We start from the raw sequence: 25,146 nt of genomic DNA, 5'->3' as shown, positions 1-25,146 counted from the left end.
GTGACTGGGTTTTTATGAACGAACAATATTCCGCGTTGCGTAGTAATGTCAGTATGCTCGGCAAAGTGCTTGGAGATACCATCAAAGATGCGTTGGGGGAAAACATCCTCGAACGCGTTGAAACCATCCGCAAGCTGTCTAAATCTTCCCGTGCCGGTAACGAGGCCAGCCGTCAGGAACTGCTCACCACCTTGCAGAACCTCTCCAACGATGAGCTGCTGCCCGTTGCCCGTGCCTTCAGCCAGTTCCTGAACCTGGCCAACACCGCTGAGCAATACCACAGCATTTCGCCTAATGGCGAAGCTGCCAGCAACCCGGAAGTGATTGCCCGTACGCTGCGTAAACTGAAAGACCAGCCCGATCTCACCGAAGCCACCATCAAAAAAGCGGTGGAGTCTCTCTCGCTGGAGCTGGTTCTGACCGCTCACCCAACCGAGATCACCCGTCGAACCCTGATCCACAAAATGGTGGAAGTGAACAACTGCCTCAAGCAGCTGGATAACAAAGACATCGCCGACTATGAACGCAACCAGCTGATGCGCCGTCTGCGCCAGCTGATTGCTCAGTCCTGGCATACCGACGAAATTCGTAAGCAACGCCCCAGCCCGGTCGACGAAGCCAAATGGGGCTTTGCGGTGGTGGAAAACAGCCTGTGGGAAGGGGTGCCGAACTACCTGCGCGAGCTGAACGAACAGCTGGAAGAGAACCTCGGCTACCGCCTGCCGGTCGACTTTGTGCCGGTACGCTTCACCTCCTGGATGGGCGGCGACCGCGACGGCAACCCGAACGTCACTGCGGAAATCACCCGTCACGTTCTGTTGCTGAGCCGCTGGAAAGCGACCGATTTGTTCCTGAAAGATATTCAGGTGCTGATTTCCGAACTGTCGATGGTCGAAGCGACGCCGGAACTGCGCGCGCTGGCTGGTGAAGAAGGTGCCAGCGAGCCGTACCGTTTCCTGATGAAAAAACTGCGCGGTCAGCTGATGGCGACTCAAGCCTGGCTGGAAGCGCGCCTGAAAGGCCAGCGTCTGCCGAAGCCGGAAGGCCTGCTCAGCCAGAACGAACAGCTCTGGGAACCGCTGTACGCCTGTTATAAATCACTCCAGGCCTGCGGGATGGGCATCATCGCTAACGGCGAACTGCTCGACACCCTGCGCCGCGTGAAATGTTTCGGCGTGCCACTGGTGCGTATCGACGTACGTCAGGAAAGTACCCGCCATACCGAAGCGCTGGGTGAACTGACCCGCTATCTCGGCATCGGCGACTATGAAAGCTGGTCCGAAGCCGACAAACAGGCATTCCTGATCCGCGAACTGAATTCCAAGCGCCCTCTGTTGCCACGCAACTGGGAGCCAAGCAACGAAACCCGCGAGGTGCTCAACACCTGTAAAGCGATCGTGGACGCACCGAAAGGATCGGTGGCCGCCTATGTGATCTCCATGGCGAAGACCCCATCCGACGTGCTGGCCGTTCATCTGCTTCTGAAAGAAGCGGGCATCGACTATGCCCTGCCGGTGGCACCGCTGTTTGAAACCCTCGATGACCTGAACAACGCCAACGACGTGATGACCCAGTTGCTGAACATCGACTGGTATCGCGGCTTTATTCAGGGCAAGCAGATGGTGATGATTGGCTATTCCGACTCCGCCAAAGATGCGGGCGTGATGGCGGCATCCTGGGCGCAGTATCAGGCGCAGGATGCACTGATTAAAACCTGCGAGAAAGCCGGTATTGAGCTGACGCTGTTCCACGGACGCGGTGGCTCAATCGGCCGCGGCGGCGCGCCTGCACACGCGGCACTGCTGTCGCAGCCGCCGGGCAGCCTGAAAGGCGGCCTGCGCGTGACCGAGCAAGGTGAGATGATCCGCTTCAAATACGGCCTGCCGGAAGTGACCATCAGCAGTCTGTCGCTTTATACCAGCGCCATTCTGGAAGCAAACCTGCTGCCACCGCCGGAGCCGAAAGCGTCCTGGTGCCATATCATGGACGAACTGTCGGCGATCTCCTGCGATCTGTACCGTGGCTACGTGCGTGAAAACAAAGATTTTGTGCCTTACTTCCGCTCGGCAACACCTGAGCAGGAACTGGGTAAACTGCCGCTGGGCTCGCGTCCGGCGAAGCGTCGCCCGACCGGCGGCGTAGAGTCACTGCGCGCGATTCCATGGATTTTCGCCTGGACGCAGAACCGTTTGATGCTGCCTGCCTGGCTGGGTGCCGGTGCCGCGCTGCAGAAAGTGGTGGAAGACGGTAAACAGAACGAACTGGAAACCATGTGCCGCGACTGGCCATTCTTCTCTACCCGTCTGGGTATGCTGGAGATGGTCTTCTCGAAAGCTGACCTGTGGCTGGCGGAATACTACGATCAGCGTCTGGTTAAGCCTGAGCTGTGGGCGCTGGGTAAAGAGCTGCGCGAACTGCTGGAAGGCGACATCAAAGTGGTGCTGGATATCGCCAACGACTCACACCTGATGGCGGACCTGCCGTGGATCGCCGAGTCTATCCAGCTGCGTAACATCTACACCGACCCGCTGAACGTCCTGCAGGCAGAGCTGCTGCACCGTTCTCGTCTGGCGGAAGAAGAAGGTAAAGAGCCGGATCCTCGCGTTGAGCAGGCGCTGATGGTGACGATTGCGGGCGTTGCGGCGGGTATGCGTAACACGGGCTAATCCGCTATGCCGGGGGGGTGCTTGCGCCCACCCGGCAATACCCCGGTATCCAAAACATGTTCCACGATATTACGCACATCCTCACGGCTCTGATTAAAGGCGCATTCCCCCTGGATCAAGTGCACTTTGTCGCGCCTGCCGAGAATAACCGCACATCACCTTGTCTCTCAGTTATCCTGGAAACCCGCTGCGAAGCCTTCTTTTCCGCATCCGGGAACGTCCTGCTGCATTCTTCAAATTCGCTCAGAATAAGCTTCGGCAAACAGCAGCTGACGCTTCAGCTCTACCGGGGTAACGCTCTTATACAACAGCAGCAGATTGCCAGAAGAGGACCCCGGACGGGCGCGTTTCTCCTGCAAACGCTCAATGAGCTGCAGATGCAGCCAACTGAGCAGGACACGGCCAGGCTGGTGATATTAAGTCTGCTCAGCCACTGCCGCGATCTGCTTGGCAGTGATATCCACACTGATAGCCGCAGCCGCGCATTATTCGAAGCTGTTCGTCGCTTTATTGACGAAAACCATGCCTCGGCGCTGACCCGGGATTCCGTTGCCGGGGCATTTTATATTTCCCCTAACTATCTCTCTCACCTTTTTCAGAAGACCGGGAACGTCGGGTTCAATGAATACCTGACGCAGACCCGTCTGGAACACGCCCGCCAGCTGCTGAAAGGCTATGACCTCAAAATTAAAGATATCGCCGCACGCTGCGGATTTACCGACAGCAATTACTTTTGCCGTCTCTTTCGTAAGCACACCGAGCGCTCCCCTTCCGAATATCGTCGTCAGTATCACAGCCAGCTGATCGCCAAAAAATAGCATTGTGATCGTTCTCTCACTTCACTAAGGACATTACATTTGTCCAGTATTTGGCAAAATTGACCTGTATCCGCCGTACTCTGCCGCGCCTTATCCTTTATTCAACCTTTCTGACTTAAGGAAAAATAATGGAACTGTACCTGGACACCGCCAACGTGGCGGAAGTTGAGCGTCTGGCGCGGGTATTCCCGATCGCGGGTGTGACCACTAACCCGAGCATTATTGCCGCCAGCCGGGAGTCCATCTGGAGCGTGCTGCCGCGCCTGCAAAAAGCCATCGGTCCCCGGGGCACTCTGTTTGCCCAGACCATGAGCCGTGACGCCGGGGAAATGGTGGCGGAAGCCAAACGTCTCAGTAATGCCCTGCCGGATATCGTGGTGAAAATTCCGGTAACGGCAGAAGGACTTGTAGCGATTAAGGCATTGAAAAACGAGGGGATCACTACACTCGGGACGGCCGTATACAGCGCCGCACAGGGTCTGCTGGCTGCGCTGGCGGGCGCGTCGTATGTCGCACCGTATGTGAACCGCGTCGATGCCCAGGGCGGTGATGGTATCCGCATGGTCCAGGAGCTGCAGTCTCTTCTGGAAATGCATGCCCCTGAGAGCAAGGTGCTGGCCGCCAGCTTCAAAACGCCACGTCAGGCGCTGGACTGCCTGCTGGCCGGATGCGACGCAATCACGCTTCCTTTAGATGTAGCGCAACAAATGCTCGGCACGCCGGCGGTAGAGTCAGCCATAGAGAAGTTCGAGCAGGACTGGAAAAACGCGTTTGGTAACCTCAACCTCTAAGGGAGAAATGTTATGGACCGTATCATTCAATCGCCGGGAAAATACATCCAGGGCGCTGATGTGCTTACCCGTCTCGGCGACTACCTGAAACCGCTGGCAACGCGTTGGCTGGTTGTCGGCGATAAATTTGTGCTGGGTTTTGCTGAAGAAACCTTGCGCCAGAGCTTTAAACACGCAGAGCTGCATGCAGAAATTGCACCGTTTGGTGGCGAATGTTCACAAAATGAAATCGATCGTCTGAAAAAACTGGCCGATAGCGCCGACTGTCTGGCTGTGCTGGGTATCGGCGGCGGGAAGACGCTGGACACCGCCAAAGCGCTGGCCCACTTTATGGACGTGCCGGTTGCGATTGCCCCGACCATTGCCTCCACCGATGCACCGTGCAGCGCACTTTCCGTAATCTATACCGACAGCGGCGAGTTCGATCGCTACCTGATGCTGCCGCACAACCCGAACATGGTGATTGTGGATACCAAAGTCGTCGCGGGTGCGCCGGCTCGTCTGCTTGCCGCGGGGATTGGCGATGCGCTGGCGACCTGGTTTGAAGCGCGCGCCTGCTCGCGTAGCGGTGCCACGACGATGGCGGGCGGTAAATGCACGCAGGCGGCACTCGCGCTGGCGGAGCTGTGCTACAACACGCTGCTTGAAGAGGGTGAGAAAGCCATGCTGGCGGCGGAACAGCATGTCGTAACGCCTGCGCTGGAGCGCATTATCGAAGCCAACACCTATCTCAGCGGCGTAGGTTTTGAAAGCGGTGGACTGGCTGCGGCACATGCGATTCACAACGGTATGACGGCGGTGCCGGATGCGCATCACTTCTATCACGGTGAAAAAGTAGCGTTTGGTACGCTGACGCAGCTGGTGCTCGAAAATGCGCCGGTAGAAGAAATAGAGGCCGTCGCGGCGCTTTGCCACAGCGTGGGACTGCCGATCACGCTGGCGCAGCTGAATATTAAAGAGGATATTCCGGCCAAAATGCGTCTGATCGCAGAAGCGTCCTGTGCGGAAGGGGAAACTATTCACAACATGCCGGGCGGAGTAACGCCAGATCAGGTGTATGCGGCGCTGCTGGTGGCTGACCAGTATGGACAGCGGTTCCTGCAGGAGTGGGAGTAATAAAAAAGCCGGGTGGCGCTAACGCTTACCCGGCCTACGAATGACACGCTTTTGTAAGCCGGGTAAGGCGTAGCCGCCACCCGGCACACTGGTTACTTCACGTCAAACCGATCCAAATCCATCACTCTCGCCCAGGCGGCAACAAAATCACGCACAAACTTCTCGTGTGCATCGCTGCTGGCGTAGACTTCAGCCAGCGCGCGCAGGACGGCGTTTGAACCGAACACCAGGTCCGCGCGGGTCGCGGTGTATTTCACTTCGCCACTGGCGCGATCGCTACCGGCAAACAGCTCGTTTGAGTCGTCGGTCGCCTTCCACTGGGTATTCATATCCAGCAGGTTCACGAAGAAGTCATTGCTCAACACGCCCTCACGGTCGGTGAACACGCCATTCTTGCTGCCATCGAAGTTTGCCCCGAGTACGCGCAGACCGCCGACCAAAACCGTCAGTTCGGGTGCGGTCAGCGTCAGCTGCTGCGCTTTGTCGATCAGCAGTGATTCGGTGGTTGACGTATCCACCTGCGCACGGTAGTTGCGGAAGCCATCGGCAATCGGCTCGAGCAGGTTAAACATCTCGATATCCGTCTGGTCCTGGCGCGCATCCACGCGGCCCGGCGTAAACGGTACGGTAACGTAAACGCCTGCCGCTTTCGCCGCCTGCTCAACGCCTACCACGCCCGCCAGCACGATGATATCGGCCAGGGAGGCTTTATTGGTGGTGCGCTGGATGGCTTCCAGAGCCGGTAATGCACGTACGGCAGCGGCGTTCACATCCCAGTCGCGCTGAGGCGCCAGCGCCAGACGCGCACCGTTGGCGCCGCCACGCTTGTCGCCACCGCGGAAGGTCGACGCAGACGCCCAGGCAACGGAAACCAGCTCACTCACGGAGAGACCCGAGGCAATGATTTCCGCTTTCAGGCTTTCAATGTCTTCTTTCGAAGGATTGAACACCGGCTGAGGCAGCGGATCCTGCCAGATCAGATCTTCTTTCGGCACTTCCGGACCAATGTACCGCGCTTTTGGGCCCATATCGCGGTGAGTCAGTTTGAACCACGCGCGCGCAAAGGCTTCGTTGAAAGCCTGCGGATCATTCAGGAAGCGGCGAGAAATTTTCTCGAATTCCGGATCAAAACGGAGCGTCAGGTCGGTGACCAGCATCGTTGGTTTGCGTTTTTTCGACGGGTCGAACGGGTCCGGCATAATTTCAGGCGCATCCACGGCTTCAAACTGAATGGCACCTGCCGGGCTGCGGGTCTGGACCCACTCATATTTGAACAGGTTCTCGAAGAAGTAGTTGCTCCACTGGGTCGGAGTTTGTGACCAGATAACTTCCAGACCGGACGTAATGGCATCTGCACCAACGCCTGTACCGTGCGTACTCGCCCAGCCCAGGCCCTGCGCTTCAATCGGTGAGGCTTCAGGGTCGGTGCCCACATGTGTGGCTTCACCTGCGCCATGGGTTTTACCGAGGGTATGACCACCGGCGATCAGCGCCACGGTCTCTTCGTCGTTCATGCCCATATTGCCAAAGGTCGCGCGGATGGCTGCCGCCGCGGACAGTGGTTCACCACTGGCGTTTGGCCCTTCCGGGTTAACGTAGATCAGGCCCATTTCGGTTGCGGCCAGAGGACGCTTCGCCAGCGCTTCCGGGTCACGGTGGGTCAGCCAGGCTTTTTCATCGCCCCAGTTCACGTCCAGATCCGGTTCCCAGACGTCTTCACGACCGGCACCGAAACCAAAGGTGCGGAAACCGGAGTTTTCCAGCGCCACGTTCCCCGCCAGGATGAACAGGTCAGCCCAGGAAATTTTTTGCCCATATTTTTGCTTGATCGGCCACAGCAGACGACGCGCTTTATCCAGACTGACGTTATCGGGCCAGGAGTTCAGCGGTGCAAAACGCTGTTGACCGCGTCCTGCCCCGCCGCGTCCATCAACGGAGCGATAAGTACCCGCGCCGTGCCACGCCATGCGAATAAACAGGCCAGCATAGCTGCCCCAGTCAGCAGGCCACCACGGCTGAGAGTCGGTTAAAAGCGCTTTGAGATCGCCTTTGAGGGCAGAGTAGTCGAGTTTGCTAAATTCTTTGCGGTAGTCGAAGTCTTCACCCAGCGGGTTAGAACGGTTGGAATGTTGGTTAAGAAGGTCAATGCGGAGTTGCTTTGGCCACCAGTCACGGCTGCTTGTACCTGCTCCCGCGCTGTGATCGGCGCCGCCGTGATGGAACGGGCATTTGCCGGCTGATGCTGCGTTATTGGTCTCGTCTGACGTGCTCATCGCTATGCTCCCTTGTACAGTGTTACCGTTACGATATACACCACTAGCAATAAGATATAGTTGAAATAATCCACAGATTCGATAGTTAATACCTTTTAACTATCTGTTTGATTAAAAAGCCCTCATTTTATAAGGGCTTTCTATTTTTTTATGCCGGACGAACGCCCAGGGTGTGACAGATGGCATAGCTCATTTCCGCGCGGTTGAGCGTATAGAAGTGGAAATCCTTCACCCCTTCGCGGCTTAAGATCTTCACCATGTCCATCGCGATGTTAGCGCCCACCAGCTTGCGGGTCTCCGGGTCATCATCCAGCCCTTCATACATTTTGGACATCCACAGCGGAATGCGCACGTTGGTCATATCAGCAAATTTCTTCGCCTGTTTGAAGTTAGAGACCGGCAGGATCCCCGGGATAATTTCAACGTCGATACCCGCGGAAACGCAGCGGTCACGGAAACGCAGGTAGCTTTCCACATCAAAGAAGAACTGGGTAATCGCGCGATTGGCACCCGCATCCACTTTACGCTTCAGGTTGAGCAGGTCCGCCTGGGCGCTTTTCGCTTCCGGATGAACTTCAGGATACGCGGCGACGGAGATATCAAAGTCAGCCACGTCTTTCAGCAACGCGACCAGGTCGGCGGCATACATTTCCGGCTTGCCGCTTCCCGGCGGCAGATCGCCGCGCAGGGCGACAATATGACGGATACCGTTGTTCCAGTAGTCCTGGGCAATGGCACGTAACTCGTCACGGGTGGCGTCGATACAGGTGAGGTGCGGCGCAGCTTCCAGACCGGTACGGTCTTTAATGCCTTTGATGATGCTGTGCGTGCGGTCGCGCTCGCCGGAGTTCGCACCGTAGGTCACGGAGACAAACTTTGGCTTCAGGCTGCTCAGGCGATCGATAGAGCTCCACAGGGTTTGCTCCATTTCACTGGTGCGCGGCGGGAAAAATTCAAAAGAGACGTTAATCTGGCCGTTTACTTCGGCCAGGCTCTGATTCAGTGCTTCCCGCTGGTTGGCGTGAAAAAAGCTCATACCTTACCTCTATCTGTCGCGTGTCATTGTTTGTTGTATTGTGAACTTCTATACGTTTAGACGTCCAGATGTAAAAATGACGGAAAAGCGGAGGGACGTCAACATAAATAATCAACAATAACGGTGAGGTTTGCTCAGGGAAGATGAAGCAAATTCATGATGGGGTGAGCGCGGTCCGATGCCCTCACCCTGGCCCTCTCCCACAGGGAGAGGGAAATGTAGACGTTACAGCAGCTTAGCCAGACGGTTGATGTCGGACTGGATCGCTCCGGCGGTGACATCGCGCCCCGCGCCCGGGCCACGGATCACCAGCGGATTATCGCGGTACCAGCGGCTTTCGATCGCGAAGACATTATCGCACGGCAGCAGCGCCGCCAGCGGATGGTCAGGTCGCACCGCCTCGACGCCGACACGGGCTTTACCATTGGCCTCAAAACGCGCCACATAGCGCAGCACCAGCCCCATCTCGTTCGCCGCTTCCAGACGCTGCACCATCTGCTCGTTAAGCTCTTCACCATTTTCAAAGAAATGGTCCACAGACCCTTCTTCACAGCCAGCAGGCACCAGGGACTCGACGCGGACGGCATCCGGCTCGATGTCGTAACCCGCTTCGCGCGCCAGAATCACCAGCTTACGCATCACGTCTTTACCGGAGAGGTCAACACGCGGGTCAGGCTCGGTTAAGCCCTGCTGCCACGCCTGATCCACCAGGTCGGTAAACGGTACGGTGCCGTCAAACTGCAGGAACAGCCAGGAGAGCGTGCCGGAGAAGATCCCGCTCAGCGCCAGAATGCTGTCGCCGCTTTCAATCAGGTCACGCACGGTGTGGTTAACCGGCAGGCCCGCGCCAACGGTGGCGTTATACAGCCAGTGGCGGCCTGTTTTTTCAAACGCGTCGTGGATCTGACGGTATTTATCCGTGCTGCTCGCCCCCGCCAGCTTGTTGGCGCTAATGACGTGGAAACCGTGGCTGGCGAAATCCAGATACTGATCCGCAAGCTGTTCGCTGGCGGTGACGTCCAGCACCACCAGATCGTCATACGGGTGCGCGCGCATCCACAGGAACAGCGACTCTTCATCCTGCTCGACGGCCTCATCGTTAAAGAAGGCCAGCGCCCGGCTGGCGTCCAGCCCTTCGTAATTCAGCAGGCTGCGGCGGCTGTCCACCACGCCTGCGAGAATGAATTCAAACCCGGTACGTGCCGAAAGCGTCACCTGCTCACGGGCGAACAGCTCCAGCCAGCGGGAACCGATGTTGCCTTTACCAAACAGCACCAGGCCGATGCGTTTTTCCGCGCGGAACAGGGAGGTGTGCAGACCCTGAATCAGGCTTTCGGTTGGCCCTTTACGCAGCACGGCGACCAGGCTGATGCCCTCTTCTGACTGCCAGGTAAATTCAACCGGCTGGCCTTTCAGCTGCTGCCAGAAGCGGTGGCAATGCAGCGGGTTACGGGTGACGCCCGCCCCCACCATCGCCACCAGCGCCAGCCCCTGACGCAGGCGAAGCTCGCCCGGCAGGCCCGCTTCATCCAGAATCTTCAGGGCACTGTCCGCCACTTCAGCGGTATAGCAGAACTGCAGCAGCTGGCGGTCGTTATGCACGCCAACGGCCAGCGGACGCACCTGGGCACGCTTTAACACCAGGTCGATATCTTTATGCGCCAGCTTGAAATCCTGGCCCGCGGGCACCTGGAACTCAATCAGACAGATGTCGTCGTGGCTGGTGACAATACGCGCGCCCGTACCGGACGCCAGCACGCGCTCGATACGCGTAGAGCCTTGATCCGGGGTATAGCTACAGCGCAGCTGCAGGTCGATATCGCTGCCGGACACCGGCTGCAACGTGCGGGCGTGCAGCACGGGCGCGGCCAGGCGAGCGAGCTCGCTGGCTTCGTCCAGACGCAGCAATGGCAGCAGGCAGGCATCTTTCACCTTGCGCGGGTCCGCGCTGTAAACGCCGGCCACATCGCTCCAGATGGTCACGCGGGACACGCCCGCCAGCGCACCGATTTGCGTTGCCGAATAGTCAGAACCGTTACGGCCCAGCAGCACGGTTTCGCCCGCGTTGCTGCGGCTGATAAAGCCGGTGACAACAATACGTTTGCCGGGATGCTGCACCAGGAGCTGTTGCAGCAGCGGATAGGATAACCCTTCATCCACCTGCGGCTGTGCGGCGCGTTCGGCGCGGAGGAAATCACGGGCGTCGAGCCAGGCGGCATCCACACCCAGATGTTGCAGCACGGCAGCCATCAGACGTGCAGACCACACTTCACCGTGGCCCACCACTTCGGCATACACCGCGTCGGTGATCCCGCTGTCCAGCAGGGCCGCCAGACGTTCAAGATCGTGCGTAAAAGCGCTGATCAGCCCGTCGGCAACGTCCGCTGGCAGCAGGCCAGCAATCAGTTCGCTCTGATAGCGGCGTAAGGACTGTTGCACCTGATGCGCAGAAAGGCGATCGGTCTGGCTCAGTTTCAGCCAGCTAATCAACTGGTTGGTGGTGCTGCCCGCCGCGGAAACAACCATCATGTCACCCGGCTGTGAATACTCCGTCATGATCCCTGCAACGCGCAGATAACATTTCACATCAGCAAGACTACTACCACCAAACTTGTGCAGCTGACGACCCTTCGCCCCTGCCTGCGCTATCACACTCATGATTACCCCTTGGCTGCGACCCGGAAGCCATTTTCCAGATCGGCAATTAAATCTTCAGAATCTTCAATACCGGTCGAGATACGCAGCAGCGTCTCGGAAATCCCGGCGGCGGCACGTGCTTCCGGTGCCATACCGGCGTGCGTCATGGTTGCGGCGTGGGAGATCAAGCTTTCAACCCCACCTAATGATTCCGCCAGCGTAAACAATGACAGCCCGCTCAGGAAGCAACGCAGCGTTTGCTCGTCGCCGTCCAGTTCAAAACTTAACATCGCGCCAAACCCTTTCTGCTGGCGCGCGGCAATCTCGTGCCCCTGGTTTTCCGGCAGCGACGGGTGATAAAGCTTCTTCACCAGCGGCTGGGTTTTCAGGAAATCGACAATGGCCTGGGCATTGCGCTGCGCCACCTCCATACGCGGAGAAAGCGTACGGATGCCGCGCAACAGCAGGTAGCTGTCGAACGCCCCGGCGGTGACGCCAATGTTATTGGCCCACCATGCCAGTTCCGTGACAACGTCGGGATCTTTTGCAATCACCACGCCCGCTACCACGTCAGAGTGGCCGTTCAGATATTTAGTGCATGAATGCAATACCAGATCAGCACCCAGTGCGAGTGGGTTCTGAAGGGCCGGACTGAGGAATGTATTATCCACTACACTTATCGCTCCCGCATCCCTTGCGAGCTGACAAATTTTCGCAATATCGACAACGCGCAACAATGGATTGCTTGGACTTTCCACCAGAACGAGCTTTGGTTTCTCTGCCAGCGCCTGTTTCAGCGCCTGTTCGTCGTTTTGATCGACAAACAGCACGCGATAGCAGCCGCGTTTCGCCAGGCTATCAAACAGGCGATAGCTGCCGCCATAGCAGTCGTGCGGGGCCACCAGCAGGTCGCCCGGCTTCAGAAATACCGTCGTCACCAGGTGAATCGCAGACATCCCGGTGTTGGTCAATACGGCCCCTGCGCCCCCTTCCAGCTCGGCCAGCGCACGCTGGGTCACATCACGCGTAGGGTTGCCACGACGCGAGTAGTCGTGCGCGCGGGGTTCATTAAATCCGGTGAAATTGTAGGTACTGGAAAGATGAATCGGCGGGACAACGCAGCCGTACTGCTCGTCATCATTTAATCCGCTACGCACTGCAATAGTGGCCTGTTTACGCGTCATGGTGAGGGCTTCCTGGCGAATGAGGTGAAAAGTCAGGCACCAGAGTAAACATTCAAATTATGGACGTCAATACATCTGGACATCTAAACTTCTTTGCGTATAGATTGAGCAATGCGCAAATAGCCGTTAAAATTATATGCTTTAGTGCACGCTGCAGCGGCAATATCCGTGCCACGGTATCGTCTCTACGGTAAACTACGCAAGATTACGGTTCAAAACGGGCAGTGACCGGTTTGCACCTTTAGATTAATGACTGAGAGGATTAAAGGTATCTCATGGCTGAATGGAGCGGCGAATATATCAGCCCATACGCTGAGCACGGTAAGAAGAGTGAGCAAGTAAAGAAAATTACGGTTTCCATTCCTCTGAAGGTGTTGAAGATCCTCACCGATGAACGTACGCGTCGTCAGGTGAACAACCTGCGTCACGCGACCAATAGCGAACTGCTGTGCGAAGCGTTCCTGCATGCGTTTACCGGTCAACCGTTGCCAAACGATGACGATCTGCGCAAAGAGCGTAGCGACGAAATCCCGGAAGAGGCGAAGGTGATCATGCGTGAACTGGGTATTGACCCGGATACGTGGGAATACTGAGAAGCGGATACAAAAAAGGCACCTTGCGGTGCCTTTTTTTCGGGAAACTTATTTAGCGCCCGGGATGCTGAAACGCTTGTTGAAGCGGTCAACACGGCCACCGGTTGCAACATCACGCTGCTTACCAGTGTAGAACGGGTGGCATTTGCCGCACACGTCCAGGTTCAGATCGTGACCCACGGTGGAGCGGATCTGGATAGAGTTACCGCAAGAACAGTTTGCAGTAATCATTTCGTATTTCGGGTGAATATCTTTTTTCATGGGAGAACCTCAGTTAAGGCCGCGTCGCTCTTCCAGCCCTAACGCCAGACACCACGCGATGTTGAATGTAAGTTCTTTGGCGTAAAGTACACCAAAGGCGGCGAATCATACAGAATTTGACCAACGTATGCAAACTGATCCGCACGCCGCTTTCACTAATGTGTATACTAACGCGCCACTTTTCAAGTCAGGAAGATTCGATGCCCGTCGCTCACGTTGCCCTGCCCGTTCCGCTTCCCCGCACCTTTGACTACCTGCTGCCCGACAGCATGAGCGCCAAAGCGGGCTGTCGCGTGACCGTGCCGTTTGGCAAACAACAGCGTGTGGGGATCGTTGTTTCCGTCAGCGATAAAAGCGAACTCCCCCTTAATGAGCTGAAATCGGTCATTGAGGTACTGGACAGCGAACCGGTTTACTCCACCAGCACCTGGCGACTGCTACTGTGGGCGGCTGATTACTACCATCATCCGATTGGGGATGTCCTGTTCCACGCCCTGCCCATCCTGCTGCGCCAGGGTAAGAGCGCCAGCCATGCGCCGATGTGGTACTGGTTTGCCACCGAGCAAGGGCAAGCCGTAGACATTAATAGCCTCAAACGATCGCAGAAACAGCAGCAGGCGCTGGCCGCTCTGCGCCAGGGTAACATCTGGCGGCATCAGGTCGACGAACTTGAGGTGAGCGAAGCCGCTTTACAGGCCCTGAGAAAGAAAGGTCTGAGCGAGCTGGCAAGCCAGGCCCCAGCCCTTCACGACTGGCGCGACGGCTTCTCCGTTTCAGGGGATCGTCTGCGCCTGAATACCGAACAGGCCACCGCGGTCGGCGCCATTCACAGCGCCTCGGACAATTTTTCTGCCTGGCTGCTGGCGGGCGTCACCGGTTCCGGTAAGACCGAAGTGTATCTGAGCGTGCTGGAAAACGTGCTCGCGCAGGGCAAACAGGCGCTGGTCATGGTGCCGGAAATTGGCTTAACCCCTCAAACCATCGCTCGATTCCGCGAGCGCTTTAACGCGCCGGTTGAGGTCCTGCACTCCGGTCTGAACGACAGCGAACGCCTCAGCGCCTGGCTGAAAGCGAAAAATGGCGAAGCGGCGATTGTGATCGGCACCCGCTCGTCGCTGTTTACGCCGTTTAAAAATCTTGGCGTGATCGTGATCGACGAAGAGCACGACAGCTCCTATAAGCAACAGGAAGGCTGGCGCTACCATGCCCGCGATCTGGCAGTTTATCGCGCCCACAGCGAGCAAATTCCGATCATTCTCGGCTCCGCCACCCCTGCGCTCGAAACCCTGCACAACGTGCGCCAGCGCAAATATCATATGCTGCGTCTGACGCGCCGTGCCGGGAATGCCCGTCCGGCCATTCAGCACGTGCTCGATCTAAAAGGTCAGCAGGTTCAGGCCGGGCTAGCACCCGCATTGATTACCCGCATGCGTCAGCATTTGCAGGCGGGCAACCAGGTGATTCTATTTCTCAACCGCCGCGGATTTGCACCCGCCCTGCTGTGCCACGACTGCGGCTGGATTGCGGAATGCCCACGCTGTGACCACTACTACACCTTCCATCAGGCACAGCGCCACCTGCGTTGTCACCACTGCGACAGCCAGCGTCCGGTGCCGCGCCAGTGTCCATCGTGCGGGTCAACGCATATCGTGCCGGTCGGACTAGGAACGGAACAGCTTGAGCAGGCGCTGGCGCCCTTCTTCCCTGACGTTCCAATCTCTCGTATCGACAGAGACACCACCAGCCGCAAGGGCGCGCTGGAACAGCAGCTCGCGGAAGTACATCGCGGCGGGGCGCGCATTCTGATTGGTACCCAAATGCTGGCAAAAGGGCACCACTTCCCGGACGTCACGCTGGTCGCCCTGCTGGACGTGGACGGCGCGCTGTTCTCTGCGGATTTCCGCGCGGCCGAGCGTTTTGCCCAGCTTTATACCCAGGTGGCCGGACGGGCAGGGCGCGCAGGCAAACAGGGCGAAGTGGTTCTGCAGACGCACCACCCTGAGCACCCGCTGCTGCAAACCCTGCTGCACAAAGGCTATGACGCTTTTGCCGAGCAGGCGCTGGCCGAACGACAGACCATGCAGCTGCCACCGTGGACCAGCCACGTCATCATCCGCGCGGAAGATCATAACAACCAGCAGGCACCGCTTTTCCTGCAGCAGCTGAGAAATCTCCTGCAGGCCAGCCCCCTGGTGGATAATCAGCTGTGGATCCTGGGGCCGGTACCGGCGCTGGCGCCGAAACGCGGCGGACGTTTCCGCTGGCAAATTTTGCTCCAGCATCCTTCGCGGATCCGTTTACAGCACATTGTTAGCGGCACGCTGGCGCTGATCAACACCCTGCCTGAAGCACGTAAAGTGAAGTGGGTGCTGGACGTCGATCCCATCGAAGGCTGAAGACGGATCGAAAAATTTAACGCTCCTCACACTTTTTATGAAAATTCTGTAACCGATTCCATTAACTATCTGTAAAAATGGTGATGTCAGAAGTTCGGTGTTCAGGCGAGGAGAAGACGTTGAAGTCCAGGAAAGAGGTTGCCACGGCGACCATGAAAGACGTTGCCGAGAAAGCACAAGTCTCAACGGCAACCGTGTCCCGCGCATTAATGAACCCGGATAAAGTCTCCCAGGCGACCCGCAACCGGGTAGAGCAGGCTGCGCTTGAAGTGGGTTATTTCCCACAGGCGATGGGGCGCAACGTCAAACGCAATGAATCACGCACAATCCTTGTGATTGTGCCGGACATCTGCGATCCCTTCTTCAGTGAGATTATCCGCGGTATCGAAGTGACGGCAGCGGAACAAGGCTACCTCGTTCTGATTGGCGACTGCGCCCATCAGAACCAGCAGGAAAAGACCTTTATCGACCTTATTATCACCAAGCAGATCGACGGCATGCTGCTGCTTGGCTCGCGCCTGCCGTTTGACGCCAGCATTGAAGAGCAGCGTAATTTACCGCCGATGGTCATGGCTAACGAGTTTGCCCCTGAACTGGAGTTGCCGACGGTCCATATCGATAACCTCACCGCCGCATTCAACGCGGTGAACTATCTTCAGGAGCTGGGGCATAAGCGCATTGGTTGTATTGCCGGGCCAGAAGAGATGCCGCTGTGCCACTACCGCCTGCAGGGCTACGTTCAGGCACTGCGCCGTACTGGCGTTACCGTCGATCCGCACTACATTGCCCGCGGTGATTTTACCTTCGCAGCCGGTGGCCAGGCGCTGGAGAAGCTTCTGGACCTGCCTGAACCGCCAACCGCCGTATTTTGTCACAGCGACGTGATGGCGCTGGGCGCGTTATCGTACGCCAAACGCCGCGGACTGCGCATACCGAAAGATTTATCCATCATCGGATTCGATAATATTTCGCTTTCAGAATTTTGCGATCCGCCGCTCTCAACGGTCGCGCAACCGCGCTATCAAATCGGTCGCGAAGCGATGCTGCTTCTGCTGGATCAGCTTCACGGTCAAACAGTTAGCAGCGGCTCGCGGTTGCTGGACTGCGAACTGATAGTCCGGGGCTCTACCCAGGCATTGACTTAACGTAAACGTCTTTAGGACACCCTTATCTGGTCAAAGCCCCGCCGCTTAAGTAACATGGCGGGCTGACGAACGAATAAATACAGCGAAACGATAGTGGCACAACGAGATTATGTACGTCGCGGCCAGCCGGCACCTTCGCGACGCAAAAAGAGTAGCTCAAGGAAAAAGCAACCTAGCCTGCCTGCTGTCTCGCCAGCAATGGTCGCTATTGCTGCGGCTGTTGTCGTCGCCTTTATTGGTGGTCTGTACTTCATCACGCACCATAAAAAGGAAGAGTCCGAGGCGCTTCAGGCCAGTAAAGTGGCCGGTAATGGCCTTCCTCCGAAACCTGAAGAGCGCTGGCGCTATATCAAAGAGCTGGAAAGCCGCCAGCCTGGCGTGCGTGCGCCTACCGAGCCCTCTGCCGGTGGCGAAGTGAAGAATGCCGATCAGCTGACGGACGAGCAGCGCCAGTTGCTGGCACAAATGCAGGCCGATATGCGCCAGCAGCCGACGCAGTTGAACGAAGTGCCGTGGAATGAACAAACGCCAGCGCAGCGTCAGCAGACGTTGCAGCTGCAGCGTCAGCGCCAGGCTCAAATTCAGCAGCAACAGCAACAGCAGCAGCAGTGGACGCAAACTCAGCCGGTACAGCAGCCAAAGGCACAGCCATACCAGCAGCCGCAGCAGCAGGCGCGGACGGTACAATCACAGCCTGTTCAACAGCCGAAAGCACAGCCGCAAAAACAGGCGGCACAGCCATACCAGGATCTGCTCCAGACACCAGCGCATACCACCGCGCAGCAGCCGAAAATGCAGCAGGCCGCGCCGGTCACCAAAGAGACCGAAGCGCCGAAGCAGACGGCGGAGAAAAAAGACGAACGTCGCTGGATGGTACAGTGCGGTTCGTTTAAAGGTGCGGAGCAGGCCGAAACCGTGCGTGCTCAGCTGGCATTTGAAGGGTTTGATTCACGCATTACCACCAATAATGGCTGGAATCGCGTGGTGATTGGCCCGGTCAAAGGCAAAGAAAACGCCGATGGCACCCTTTCTCGTTTGAAAGTGGCCGGCCACACAAACTGCATTCGACTCGCCTCCGGGGGTTGAAACCCCCAAAATCTCCCCCATCTATCATTTAATTCAGCCCTGAGCACAGGCTCAGGGCTTCTGTTTCCCGAATTTGTAACCAGGGGGTCTGCTCGTGACAACAATAGTAAGTGTACGCCGTAACGGCCATGTGGTAATCGCCGGTGATGGCCAGGCCACGCTGGGTAATACCGTCATGAAAGGCAACGTGAAGAAAGTCCGTCGTCTCTATAACGACAAAGTGATCGCCGGTTTTGCAGGCGGTACAGCTGATGCCTTCACGCTGTTTGAACTGTTTGAACGCAAGCTTGAAATGCACCAGGGTCATCTGGTGAAAGCGGCCGTTGAGCTGGCAAAAGACTGGCGTACCGACCGTATGCTGCGCAAGCTCGAAGCGCTGCTGGCGGTAGCCGATGAAACCGCTTCGCTGATCATCACCGGTAACGGTGACGTTATTCAGCCGGAGAATGACCTGATTGCCATCGGCTCTGGCGGCCCTTATGCCCAGGCTGCAGCCCGCGCGCTGTTGGAAAATACCGACATGAACGCACGTGATATCGCGGTGAAGGCGTTGGATATTGCAGGTGATATCTGCATCTATACCAACCATAACCACACCATCGAAGAATTGACCTCCAAAGCGTAAGGATCTCCCATGTCTGAAATGACCCCACGCGAAATTGTCAGCGAACTGAACAAACACATTATCGGCCAGGATAACGCCAAGCGCTCCGTGGCTATCGCTCTGCGTAACCGCTGGCGTCGTATGCAGCTTGACGAAGAGCTGCGCCATGAAGTGACGCCGAAAAACATTCTGATGATCGGCCCAACCGGTGTCGGTAAAACCGAAATTGCCCGTCGTCTGGCGAAGCTGGCGAACGCGCCTTTCATCAAAGTCGAAGCTACCAAGTTCACCGAAGTAGGCTATGTGGGTAAAGAAGTGGACTCCATCATCCGCGATCTGACCGACTCGGCAATCAAAATGGTGCGCGTCCAGGCGATTGAGAAAAACCGCTATCGCGCGGAAGAGATGGCCGAAGAGCGCATTCTCGACGTGCTGATCCCACCGGCGAAAAACAACTGGGGCCAGGCTGAGCAGCAGGCTGAACCGTCTGCCGCGCGTCAGGCATTCCGCAAAAAACTGCGTGAAGGCCAGCTGGATGATAAAGAGATTGAGATCGATCTTGCTGCCGCGCCAATGGGTGTAGAAATCATGGCACCTCCTGGCATGGAAGAGATGACCAGCCAGCTGCAGTCCATGTTCCAGAACCTGGGCGGCCAGAAGCAGAAAGCACGTAAGCTGAAAATCAAAGACGCGATGAAGCTGCTGATTGAAGAAGAAGCGGCGAAGCTGGTGAACCCGGAAGAGCTGAAGCAGGATGCTATCGACGCGGTTGAGCAGCACGGCATCGTGTTCATCGACGAAATCGACAAAATTTGTAAGCGCGGCGGCAACAGCTCCGGCCCGGACGTGTCCCGTGAAGGCGTTCAGCGCGACCTGCTGCCGCTGGTTGAAGGCTGCACCGTCTCCACCAAGCACGGTATGGTGAAAACGGACCACATCCTGTTTATCGCTTCCGGCGCGTTCCAGGTTGCCAGCCCGTCTGACCTGATCCCGGAACTGCAGGGTCGTCTGCCGATCCGCGTTGAACTGCAGGCGCTGACCACCGAAGATTTCGAACGCATCCTGACCGAGCCAAACGCCTCTGCGACCGTACAGTACAAAGCGCTGATGGCGACCGAAGGCGTGAACCTGGAGTTCACCGAAGACGGTATCAAACGTATCGCCCAGGCCGCGTGGCAGGTTAACGAAACCACCGAAAACATCGGTGCGCGTCGTCTGCATACCGTGCTGGAACGCCTGGTGGAGGATATCTCTTATGATGCGAGCGACCTTAACGGTCAAACCATTACCATTGACGCTGAATATGTGAGCAAACATCTTGATGCGTTAGTGGCAGATGAAGATCTTAGCCGTTTTATCCTATAATCGCGGTTATTGCATTCTCATCACCGTTAATGGGGGCTAATGCCCCCATTTTTATTGGCTAAATACTTATGACTGATATCAGCCGTACTCAGGCGTGGCTCGAAAGTCTACGCCCTAAAACGCTTCCTCTGGCCTTTGCCGCCATTATCGTCGGCACGGCACTTGCCTGGTGGCAAGGTTATTTTGATCCTCTGGTCGCTGCGCTGGCATTGATTACCGCAGGGCTGCTGCAAATTCTCTCCAATCTCGCTAACGACTACGGTGATGCGGTGAAAGGCAGTGACAAACCTGACCGTATCGGACCGCTGCGCGGGATGCAGAAAGGGGTGATTACCCAGGCACAGATGAAGCGCGCGCTGATTATCACCGTGGTACTGATTTGTTTATCGGGTCTGGCACTGGTGGCGGTCGCCTCGAAAACCACCAGCGACTTCATCGGCTTCCTGGTGCTGGGCTTGCTCGCAATTATCGCGGCCATTACCTACACCGTCGGTACGCGTCCTTACGGGTATATTGGCCTCGGGGATATCTCCGTGCTGGTGTTCTTCGGCTGGCTGAGCGTGATGGGGAGTTGGTACCTGCAGGTGCATACCGTTATCCCTGCCCTTTTCCTGCCCGCAACCGCCTGCGGTCTGCTGGCTACGGCGGTACTCAACATCAATAACCTGCGCGATATCGACAGTGACCGTGAGAACGGTAAAAACACGCTGGCGGTACGTCTGGGGCCGGTCAATGCGCGCCGCTATCATGCCTGCCTGCTGATTGGTGCCCTGGTTTGTCTGGCACTGTTTAATCTGATCTCGCTGCACAGCGTATGGGGCTGGCTGTTTATACTCGCCGCGCCGCTGCTGATTAAGCAGGCCCGCTTCGTCATGCGTGAACTTAGCCCGGCCGCGATGCCGCCGATGCTGGAACGAACGGTAAAAGGCGCCCTGCTGACTAACCTGTTGTTCGTCATTGGGATTGTCTTAAGCCAGACGCTCAGTTAGCTGACAAATATCAATTAACAATTGATGATTTTGCCAACAACGCATTTAGCACGATATACTGAACACATTCGCAGCAACTGAGCGGTAAACCTATGAAATACGATACCTCCGAGCTTTGTGACATCTACCAGGAAGATGTCAACGTCGTTGAACCGCTGTTCTCCAACTTTGGTGGACGGTCGTCGTTTGGCGGACAAATCGTCACGGTGAAATGTTTCGAGGACAACGGGTTGCTGTACGATCTGCTCGAACAGAACGGTCGTGGCCGCGTTTTGGTCGTCGATGGCGGCGGTTCCGTGCGTCGCGCTCTGATAGATGCAGAGCTGGCCGGCATTGCCGTGCAGAACGAGTGGGAAGGCATTGTGGTGTACGGTTCCGTGCGCCAGGTGGACGATCTCGAAGACCTGGATATCGGGATTCAGGCGATTGCGGCCATTCCGGTAGGCGCAGCAGGTGACGGTATCGGTGAAAGCGACGTCCGCGTCAATTTTGGCGGCGTGACCTTCTTCTCCGGCGACCATCTTTACGCTGATAACACCGGGATTATTCTTTCGGAAGATCCGCTGGATATTGAGTAATAAAACAGTAAGCGTAAATCATAAAAAAACCGCCAATAACAATGTGGCGGTTTTTTTGTCCCTCGGGATTCGCGGTCCGTTGGATTATCTTGCAACCTTTAACCAGGATTTTTATCTTACCCTGGTTCATCCCTCCGGTAACCCCCGTCGACCCTTTATAAATTCCTAATTTCCGCTGAAGACCTTAACTACACTGCTGTTGCTCATTATGATGCATCGTCCCTTTCCGCCATCTCGCACATGGGCATCGGTCCAGGGAAAGGTGTATTCACAACCGTAAAGCAACCTTTAACCGGGCTTGTGTCCACCGACTTATCACCGGTGGTGAACGGTGGAGCGGTTAGCTGCAGGGACCGCATGATGAAACGCTATTTATGTATCGCGTTCATTGTCGCCAGCGTACTCGTTGTAAAGAGTGATGAACCGAGTGGATTTGTCGCTTTTGCTATGACAGCGCAGGACAAGTAGCGTTAAGGCCGCCGATGGCGGCCTTTTTTATGGTTTGATGTCAGTGAGCAGAAACCATAAAAAAGCCGGGTGGCGGCGTCGCCTTACCCGGCCTGGTCAGTTAATCCCAATGGGAATCAGACCTCTTCCATACGTCCCAGCAGCGCCTGCAGGCGATCCTGCCAGCCGTTCTGCTGTTCGCGCAGCTGGTTGTTTTCACGCTCCAGTTCTTCGCGGCTGTGCTGCGCGTTCTGCACTTCCTGCGCCAGGCTGTTGTTTTTCTCTTTCAGCTCTTCAATTTCCATTTGCAGCAGCGTGATGGTGTCAATCGCCTGCTGTACTTTCGATTCCAGTTTCTCAAACACTTCTAAAGACATGATGCTACCTCTCCTGAATTGCAAGGCGACGCTTTAACGTAAACGCGCACGACATATTCCATCGATTGTATGGAGCGCGGCGCTCTGTGTCCAGCGACACGCCGCGCAGATCGCGGTTTGCAACACTTTTCGGTCTCGTCCTGGTGCGTTCGCGGCATATACCACTAAGTTGTTAACTCATTCGTTAATGAAATGATTCAGCTCACATTCCATTTCTGACGCAAAAACGCGCTTTATGGCGCGAAAACGCTCATTTTATTGACGCAGACCACACATTTTGATTTCGATATTTCTCGTTTTTGCTCGTTAACGATAAATTAACACTATGTCTACAGGGCATCGTGGCTGTCACGGGCGACCACGCTAACAATAAACATCAATTTCTTCAGGATTCCGATTATGAGTCAGACATCAACCTTAAAAGGCCAGTGCATTGCCGAGTTCCTTGGTACCGGGTTGTTGATATTCTTCGGAGTGGGCTGTGTCGCTGCACTGAAAGTGGCGGGTGCCAGTTTTGGTCAGTGGGAAATCAGTATCATCTGGGGTCTGGGCGTGGCGATGGCCATCTACCTGACTGCAGGGGTTTCTGGTGCACATCTTAACCCGGCGGTGACTATCGCACTTTGGCTGTTCGCGTGCTTCGACGGACGCAAAGTTGTTCCCTTCATTCTTTCTCAGTTTGCCGGCGCGTTTTGTGCAGCGGCGTTAGTTTACGGGCTTTATTACAATCTTTTCATCGACTTCGAACAGACGCATCATATGGTGCGCGGCAGCGTCGAAAGTCTGGATCTGGCAGGCATCTTCTCAACCTATCCAAACCCGCATATCAATTTTGTGCAGGCGTTCGCAGTTGAAATGGTGATTACCGCTATTCTGATGGGCGTTATCCTGGCGCTGACCGACGACGGAAACGGCATTCCGCGTGGCCCGCTGGCACCTTTGCTGATTGGTCTGCTGATTGCGGTGATCGGCGCATCCATGGGCCCACTGACTGGGTTTGCGATGAACCCGGCGCGTGATATCGGACCGAAAGCCTTCGCGTTTATCGCGGGATGGGGCGACGTGGCCTTTACTGGCGGGAAAGATATCCCTTACTTCCTGGTACCGCTGTTTGCGCCGGTGGTTGGGGCTGCGCTGGGCGCGTTTAGCTACCGCAAATTAATTGGTCGCCACTTACCGTGCGACACCTGTGTGGAAGAGGAGAAGGAAACGACTTCTACCGCACAACAAAAAGCTTCGCTGTAATCTGACTACGGGACACATACCATGACCGAAAAAAAATATATCGTTGCGCTCGACCAGGGCACTACCAGCTCCCGCGCTGTCGTAATGGATCATGACGCGAACATTGTCAGCGTGTCTCAACGTGAATTTGAGCAAATTTACCCTCGTCCAGGCTGGGTAGAACATGACCCAATGGAGATCTGGGCTTCACAAAGCTCAACGCTGGTTGAAGTACTGGCGAAAGCCGATATCAGTTCCGACGAGATTGCCGCTATCGGTATTACCAACCAGCGTGAAACGACGATTGTCTGGGAACGCGAAACCGGTAAGCCTATCTACAACGCTATTGTCTGGCAGTGCCGCCGTACCTCAGAAATCTGTGAACAGCTGAAGCGTGACGGGATGGAAGAGTACGTGCGCAGCGCCACCGGTCTGGTGGTTGACCCGTACTTCTCCGGCACCAAAGTGAAGTGGATCCTCGACCACGTGGAAGGTTCACGCGAGCGTGCAAAACGCGGCGAGCTGCTGTTCGGGACCGTTGATACCTGGCTTATCTGGAAGATGACCCAGGGACGCGTTCACGTTACCGACTACACCAACGCCTCGCGTACCATGCTGTTCAACATCAACACCCTGGAGTGGGATGACAAGATGCTGGACGCGCTGGATATCCCACGCGCGATGCTGCCTGAAGTGCGCAAGTCTTCAGAAGTCTACGGTCAGACCAACATCGGCGGTAAAGGCGGCACCCGTATTCCTATCGCCGGTATCGCCGGTGACCAGCAGGCGGCACTGTTCGGCCAGCTGTGCGTCAAAGAAGGGATGGCGAAGAACACCTACGGCACCGGCTGCTTTATGCTGATGAATACCGGTGAGAAAGCGGTGAAATCAGAAAACGGCCTGCTGACCACCATCGCCTGCGGCCCTCGCGGTGAAGTGAACTACGCCCTGGAAGGTGCGGTGTTTATGGCGGGTGCATCTATTCAGTGGCTGCGTGACGAGATGAAGCTGATTAGCGATGCCTTCGACTCCGAATACTTTGCGACCAAAGTGAAGGACACCAACGGTGTGTACGTGGTGCCAGCGTTCACCGGCCTGGGCGCACCGTACTGGGATCCCTATGCACGCGGTGCGATTTTCGGTCTGACGCGTGGTGTGAACTCGAACCACATTATTCGCGCCACCCTGGAATCCATTGCCTACCAGACGCGCGACGTGCTGGAAGCGATGCAGGCAGACTCCGGCATTCGTCTGCACGCCCTGCGCGTGGACGGCGGCGCGGTAGCGAATAACTTCCTGATGCAGTTCCAGTCCGACATTCTGGGTACCCGCGTTGAGCGCCCTGAAGTGCGTGAAGTCACGGCGCTGGGTGCGGCATATCTTGCCGGTCTGGCGGTAGGCTTCTGGCAGAACCTGGACGAGCTGCAGGAAAAAGCGGTTATCGAACGCGAGTTCCGCCCGGGCATCGAAACCACCGAGCGCAACTTCCGCTACAGCGGCTGGAAGAAAGCAGTGAAGCGCGCCCTGGCGTGGGAAGAGCACGACGAGTAATCCTATATT

General features: G+C 56.6%; 20 protein-coding genes. 14 read left to right on the top strand and 6 right to left on the bottom strand.

Features of this window, described 5'->3' with window-relative positions; translation table 11 throughout:
- Positions 1 to 14 precede the first annotated feature (14 nt).
- The 4 genes from ppc (at position 15) to gldA (ending at position 5,391) form a co-directional block, all read left to right on the top strand.
- A complete protein-coding gene (gene ppc / locus ACOTXR_RS19505) occupies positions 15 to 2,666 on the top strand; it encodes a phosphoenolpyruvate carboxylase (RefSeq protein WP_014885691.1) in 2,652 nt (883 codons plus the stop codon).
- Positions 2,667 to 2,722: 56 nt separating this feature from the next.
- Positions 2,723 to 3,484 carry an AraC family transcriptional regulator gene (locus ACOTXR_RS19500; RefSeq protein ID WP_023331593.1) on the top strand — a complete coding sequence of 254 codons (762 nt, stop codon included), beginning with the start codon at positions 2,723 to 2,725 and terminating at the stop codon, positions 3,482 to 3,484.
- Between the two features lie 128 nt (positions 3,485 to 3,612).
- Complete coding sequence (gene fsa, locus ACOTXR_RS19495; protein ID WP_047343697.1) at positions 3,613 to 4,275, top strand: fructose-6-phosphate aldolase; 663 nt, start codon at positions 3,613 to 3,615, stop codon at positions 4,273 to 4,275.
- Positions 4,276 to 4,287: 12 nt separating this feature from the next.
- Entirely contained in the window at positions 4,288 to 5,391 is a 1,104-nt protein-coding gene (gldA, locus tag ACOTXR_RS19490) for a bifunctional L-1,2-propanediol dehydrogenase/glycerol dehydrogenase (RefSeq protein ID WP_058690348.1), read from the top strand.
- 92 nt (positions 5,392 to 5,483) lie between these two features.
- Here the strand turns inward: gldA and katG are convergent, their stop codons facing one another.
- From katG to metB, 4 genes are all read right to left on the bottom strand, one after another.
- Positions 5,484 to 7,664, bottom strand: a complete 2,181-nt coding sequence (gene katG, locus ACOTXR_RS19485; RefSeq protein ID WP_023331595.1) for a catalase/peroxidase HPI — start codon at positions 7,662 to 7,664, stop codon at positions 5,484 to 5,486.
- 148 nt (positions 7,665 to 7,812) lie between these two features.
- The gene (metF, locus tag ACOTXR_RS19480) at positions 7,813 to 8,700 is read right to left on the bottom strand and encodes a methylenetetrahydrofolate reductase (RefSeq protein WP_023331596.1); all 888 of its coding nucleotides are present in this window, start codon (positions 8,698 to 8,700) and stop codon (positions 7,813 to 7,815) included.
- Between the two features lie 225 nt (positions 8,701 to 8,925).
- Positions 8,926 to 11,358, bottom strand: a complete 2,433-nt coding sequence (locus ACOTXR_RS19475) for a bifunctional aspartate kinase/homoserine dehydrogenase II (RefSeq protein WP_023338878.1) — start codon at positions 11,356 to 11,358, stop codon at positions 8,926 to 8,928.
- A gap of 2 nt (positions 11,359 to 11,360) precedes the next feature.
- Positions 11,361 to 12,521 (bottom strand): cystathionine gamma-synthase, encoded by a 1,161-nt coding sequence (gene metB, locus ACOTXR_RS19470; protein WP_048996433.1) that lies wholly within the window; start codon positions 12,519 to 12,521, stop codon positions 11,361 to 11,363.
- 275 nt (positions 12,522 to 12,796) lie between these two features.
- On the opposite strand from metB, the gene metJ reads away from it, so the two are divergent.
- Positions 12,797 to 13,114, top strand: coding sequence for a met regulon transcriptional regulator MetJ (gene metJ / locus ACOTXR_RS19465; RefSeq protein WP_006179183.1), 318 nt, complete (start codon positions 12,797 to 12,799; stop codon positions 13,112 to 13,114).
- A gap of 48 nt (positions 13,115 to 13,162) precedes the next feature.
- Here the strand turns inward: metJ and rpmE are convergent, their stop codons facing one another.
- On the bottom strand, positions 13,163 to 13,375 hold the full coding sequence (rpmE, locus tag ACOTXR_RS19460) for a 50S ribosomal protein L31 (protein WP_003862040.1): 213 nt from the start codon (positions 13,373 to 13,375) through the stop codon (positions 13,163 to 13,165).
- Positions 13,376 to 13,575: 200 nt separating this feature from the next.
- On the opposite strand from rpmE, the gene priA reads away from it, so the two are divergent.
- The 7 genes from priA (at position 13,576) to rraA (ending at position 21,538) form a co-directional block, all read left to right on the top strand.
- Positions 13,576 to 15,771 (top strand): primosomal protein N', encoded by a 2,196-nt coding sequence (priA, locus tag ACOTXR_RS19455; protein WP_014885698.1) that lies wholly within the window; start codon positions 13,576 to 13,578, stop codon positions 15,769 to 15,771.
- 119 nt (positions 15,772 to 15,890) lie between these two features.
- On the top strand, positions 15,891 to 16,916 hold the full coding sequence (cytR, locus tag ACOTXR_RS19450) for a DNA-binding transcriptional regulator CytR (RefSeq protein ID WP_014885699.1): 1,026 nt from the start codon (positions 15,891 to 15,893) through the stop codon (positions 16,914 to 16,916).
- A gap of 93 nt (positions 16,917 to 17,009) precedes the next feature.
- Positions 17,010 to 18,002, top strand: a complete 993-nt coding sequence (gene ftsN, locus ACOTXR_RS19445) for a cell division protein FtsN (RefSeq protein WP_058690347.1) — start codon at positions 17,010 to 17,012, stop codon at positions 18,000 to 18,002.
- A 94-nt stretch (positions 18,003 to 18,096) separates the two neighbouring features.
- Positions 18,097 to 18,627, top strand: a complete 531-nt coding sequence (hslV, locus tag ACOTXR_RS19440) for an ATP-dependent protease subunit HslV (protein ID WP_008501802.1) — start codon at positions 18,097 to 18,099, stop codon at positions 18,625 to 18,627.
- A gap of 9 nt (positions 18,628 to 18,636) precedes the next feature.
- On the top strand, positions 18,637 to 19,971 hold the full coding sequence (gene hslU / locus ACOTXR_RS19435; RefSeq protein ID WP_010436948.1) for an HslU--HslV peptidase ATPase subunit: 1,335 nt from the start codon (positions 18,637 to 18,639) through the stop codon (positions 19,969 to 19,971).
- A gap of 68 nt (positions 19,972 to 20,039) precedes the next feature.
- Positions 20,040 to 20,960 carry a 1,4-dihydroxy-2-naphthoate polyprenyltransferase gene (menA, locus tag ACOTXR_RS19430; protein ID WP_058690346.1) on the top strand — a complete coding sequence of 307 codons (921 nt, stop codon included), beginning with the start codon at positions 20,040 to 20,042 and terminating at the stop codon, positions 20,958 to 20,960.
- Between the two features lie 92 nt (positions 20,961 to 21,052).
- Positions 21,053 to 21,538: a ribonuclease E activity regulator RraA gene (gene rraA, locus ACOTXR_RS19425; RefSeq protein WP_014885702.1), complete on the top strand. Its 486-nt coding sequence runs from the start codon at positions 21,053 to 21,055 to the stop codon at positions 21,536 to 21,538.
- A 584-nt stretch (positions 21,539 to 22,122) separates the two neighbouring features.
- On the opposite strand, the gene zapB is transcribed toward rraA, so the two are convergent.
- Positions 22,123 to 22,362 (bottom strand): septal ring assembly protein ZapB, encoded by a 240-nt coding sequence (gene zapB / locus ACOTXR_RS19420; protein WP_008501806.1) that lies wholly within the window; start codon positions 22,360 to 22,362, stop codon positions 22,123 to 22,125.
- Between the two features lie 399 nt (positions 22,363 to 22,761).
- Here zapB and ACOTXR_RS19415 point away from each other — a divergent pair, with 399 nt between their 5' ends.
- Together ACOTXR_RS19415 and glpK are read left to right on the top strand one after the other, a co-directional pair.
- Entirely contained in the window at positions 22,762 to 23,607 is an 846-nt protein-coding gene (locus ACOTXR_RS19415; protein WP_014885705.1) for an MIP/aquaporin family protein, read from the top strand.
- 21 nt (positions 23,608 to 23,628) lie between these two features.
- The gene (gene glpK, locus ACOTXR_RS19410; protein ID WP_014885706.1) at positions 23,629 to 25,137 is read left to right on the top strand and encodes a glycerol kinase GlpK; all 1,509 of its coding nucleotides are present in this window, start codon (positions 23,629 to 23,631) and stop codon (positions 25,135 to 25,137) included.
- The last annotated feature ends 9 nt before the right edge of the window (positions 25,138 to 25,146 follow it).

This window comes from Enterobacter cloacae complex sp. IR53030, assembly GCF_049238365.1.
Classification (GTDB): Bacteria; Pseudomonadota; Gammaproteobacteria; order Enterobacterales; family Enterobacteriaceae; genus Enterobacter; species Enterobacter kobei.
The sequence above is the reverse complement of the archived record's forward strand: the minus strand, read 5'-3'. Positions and strand labels throughout refer to the sequence as shown.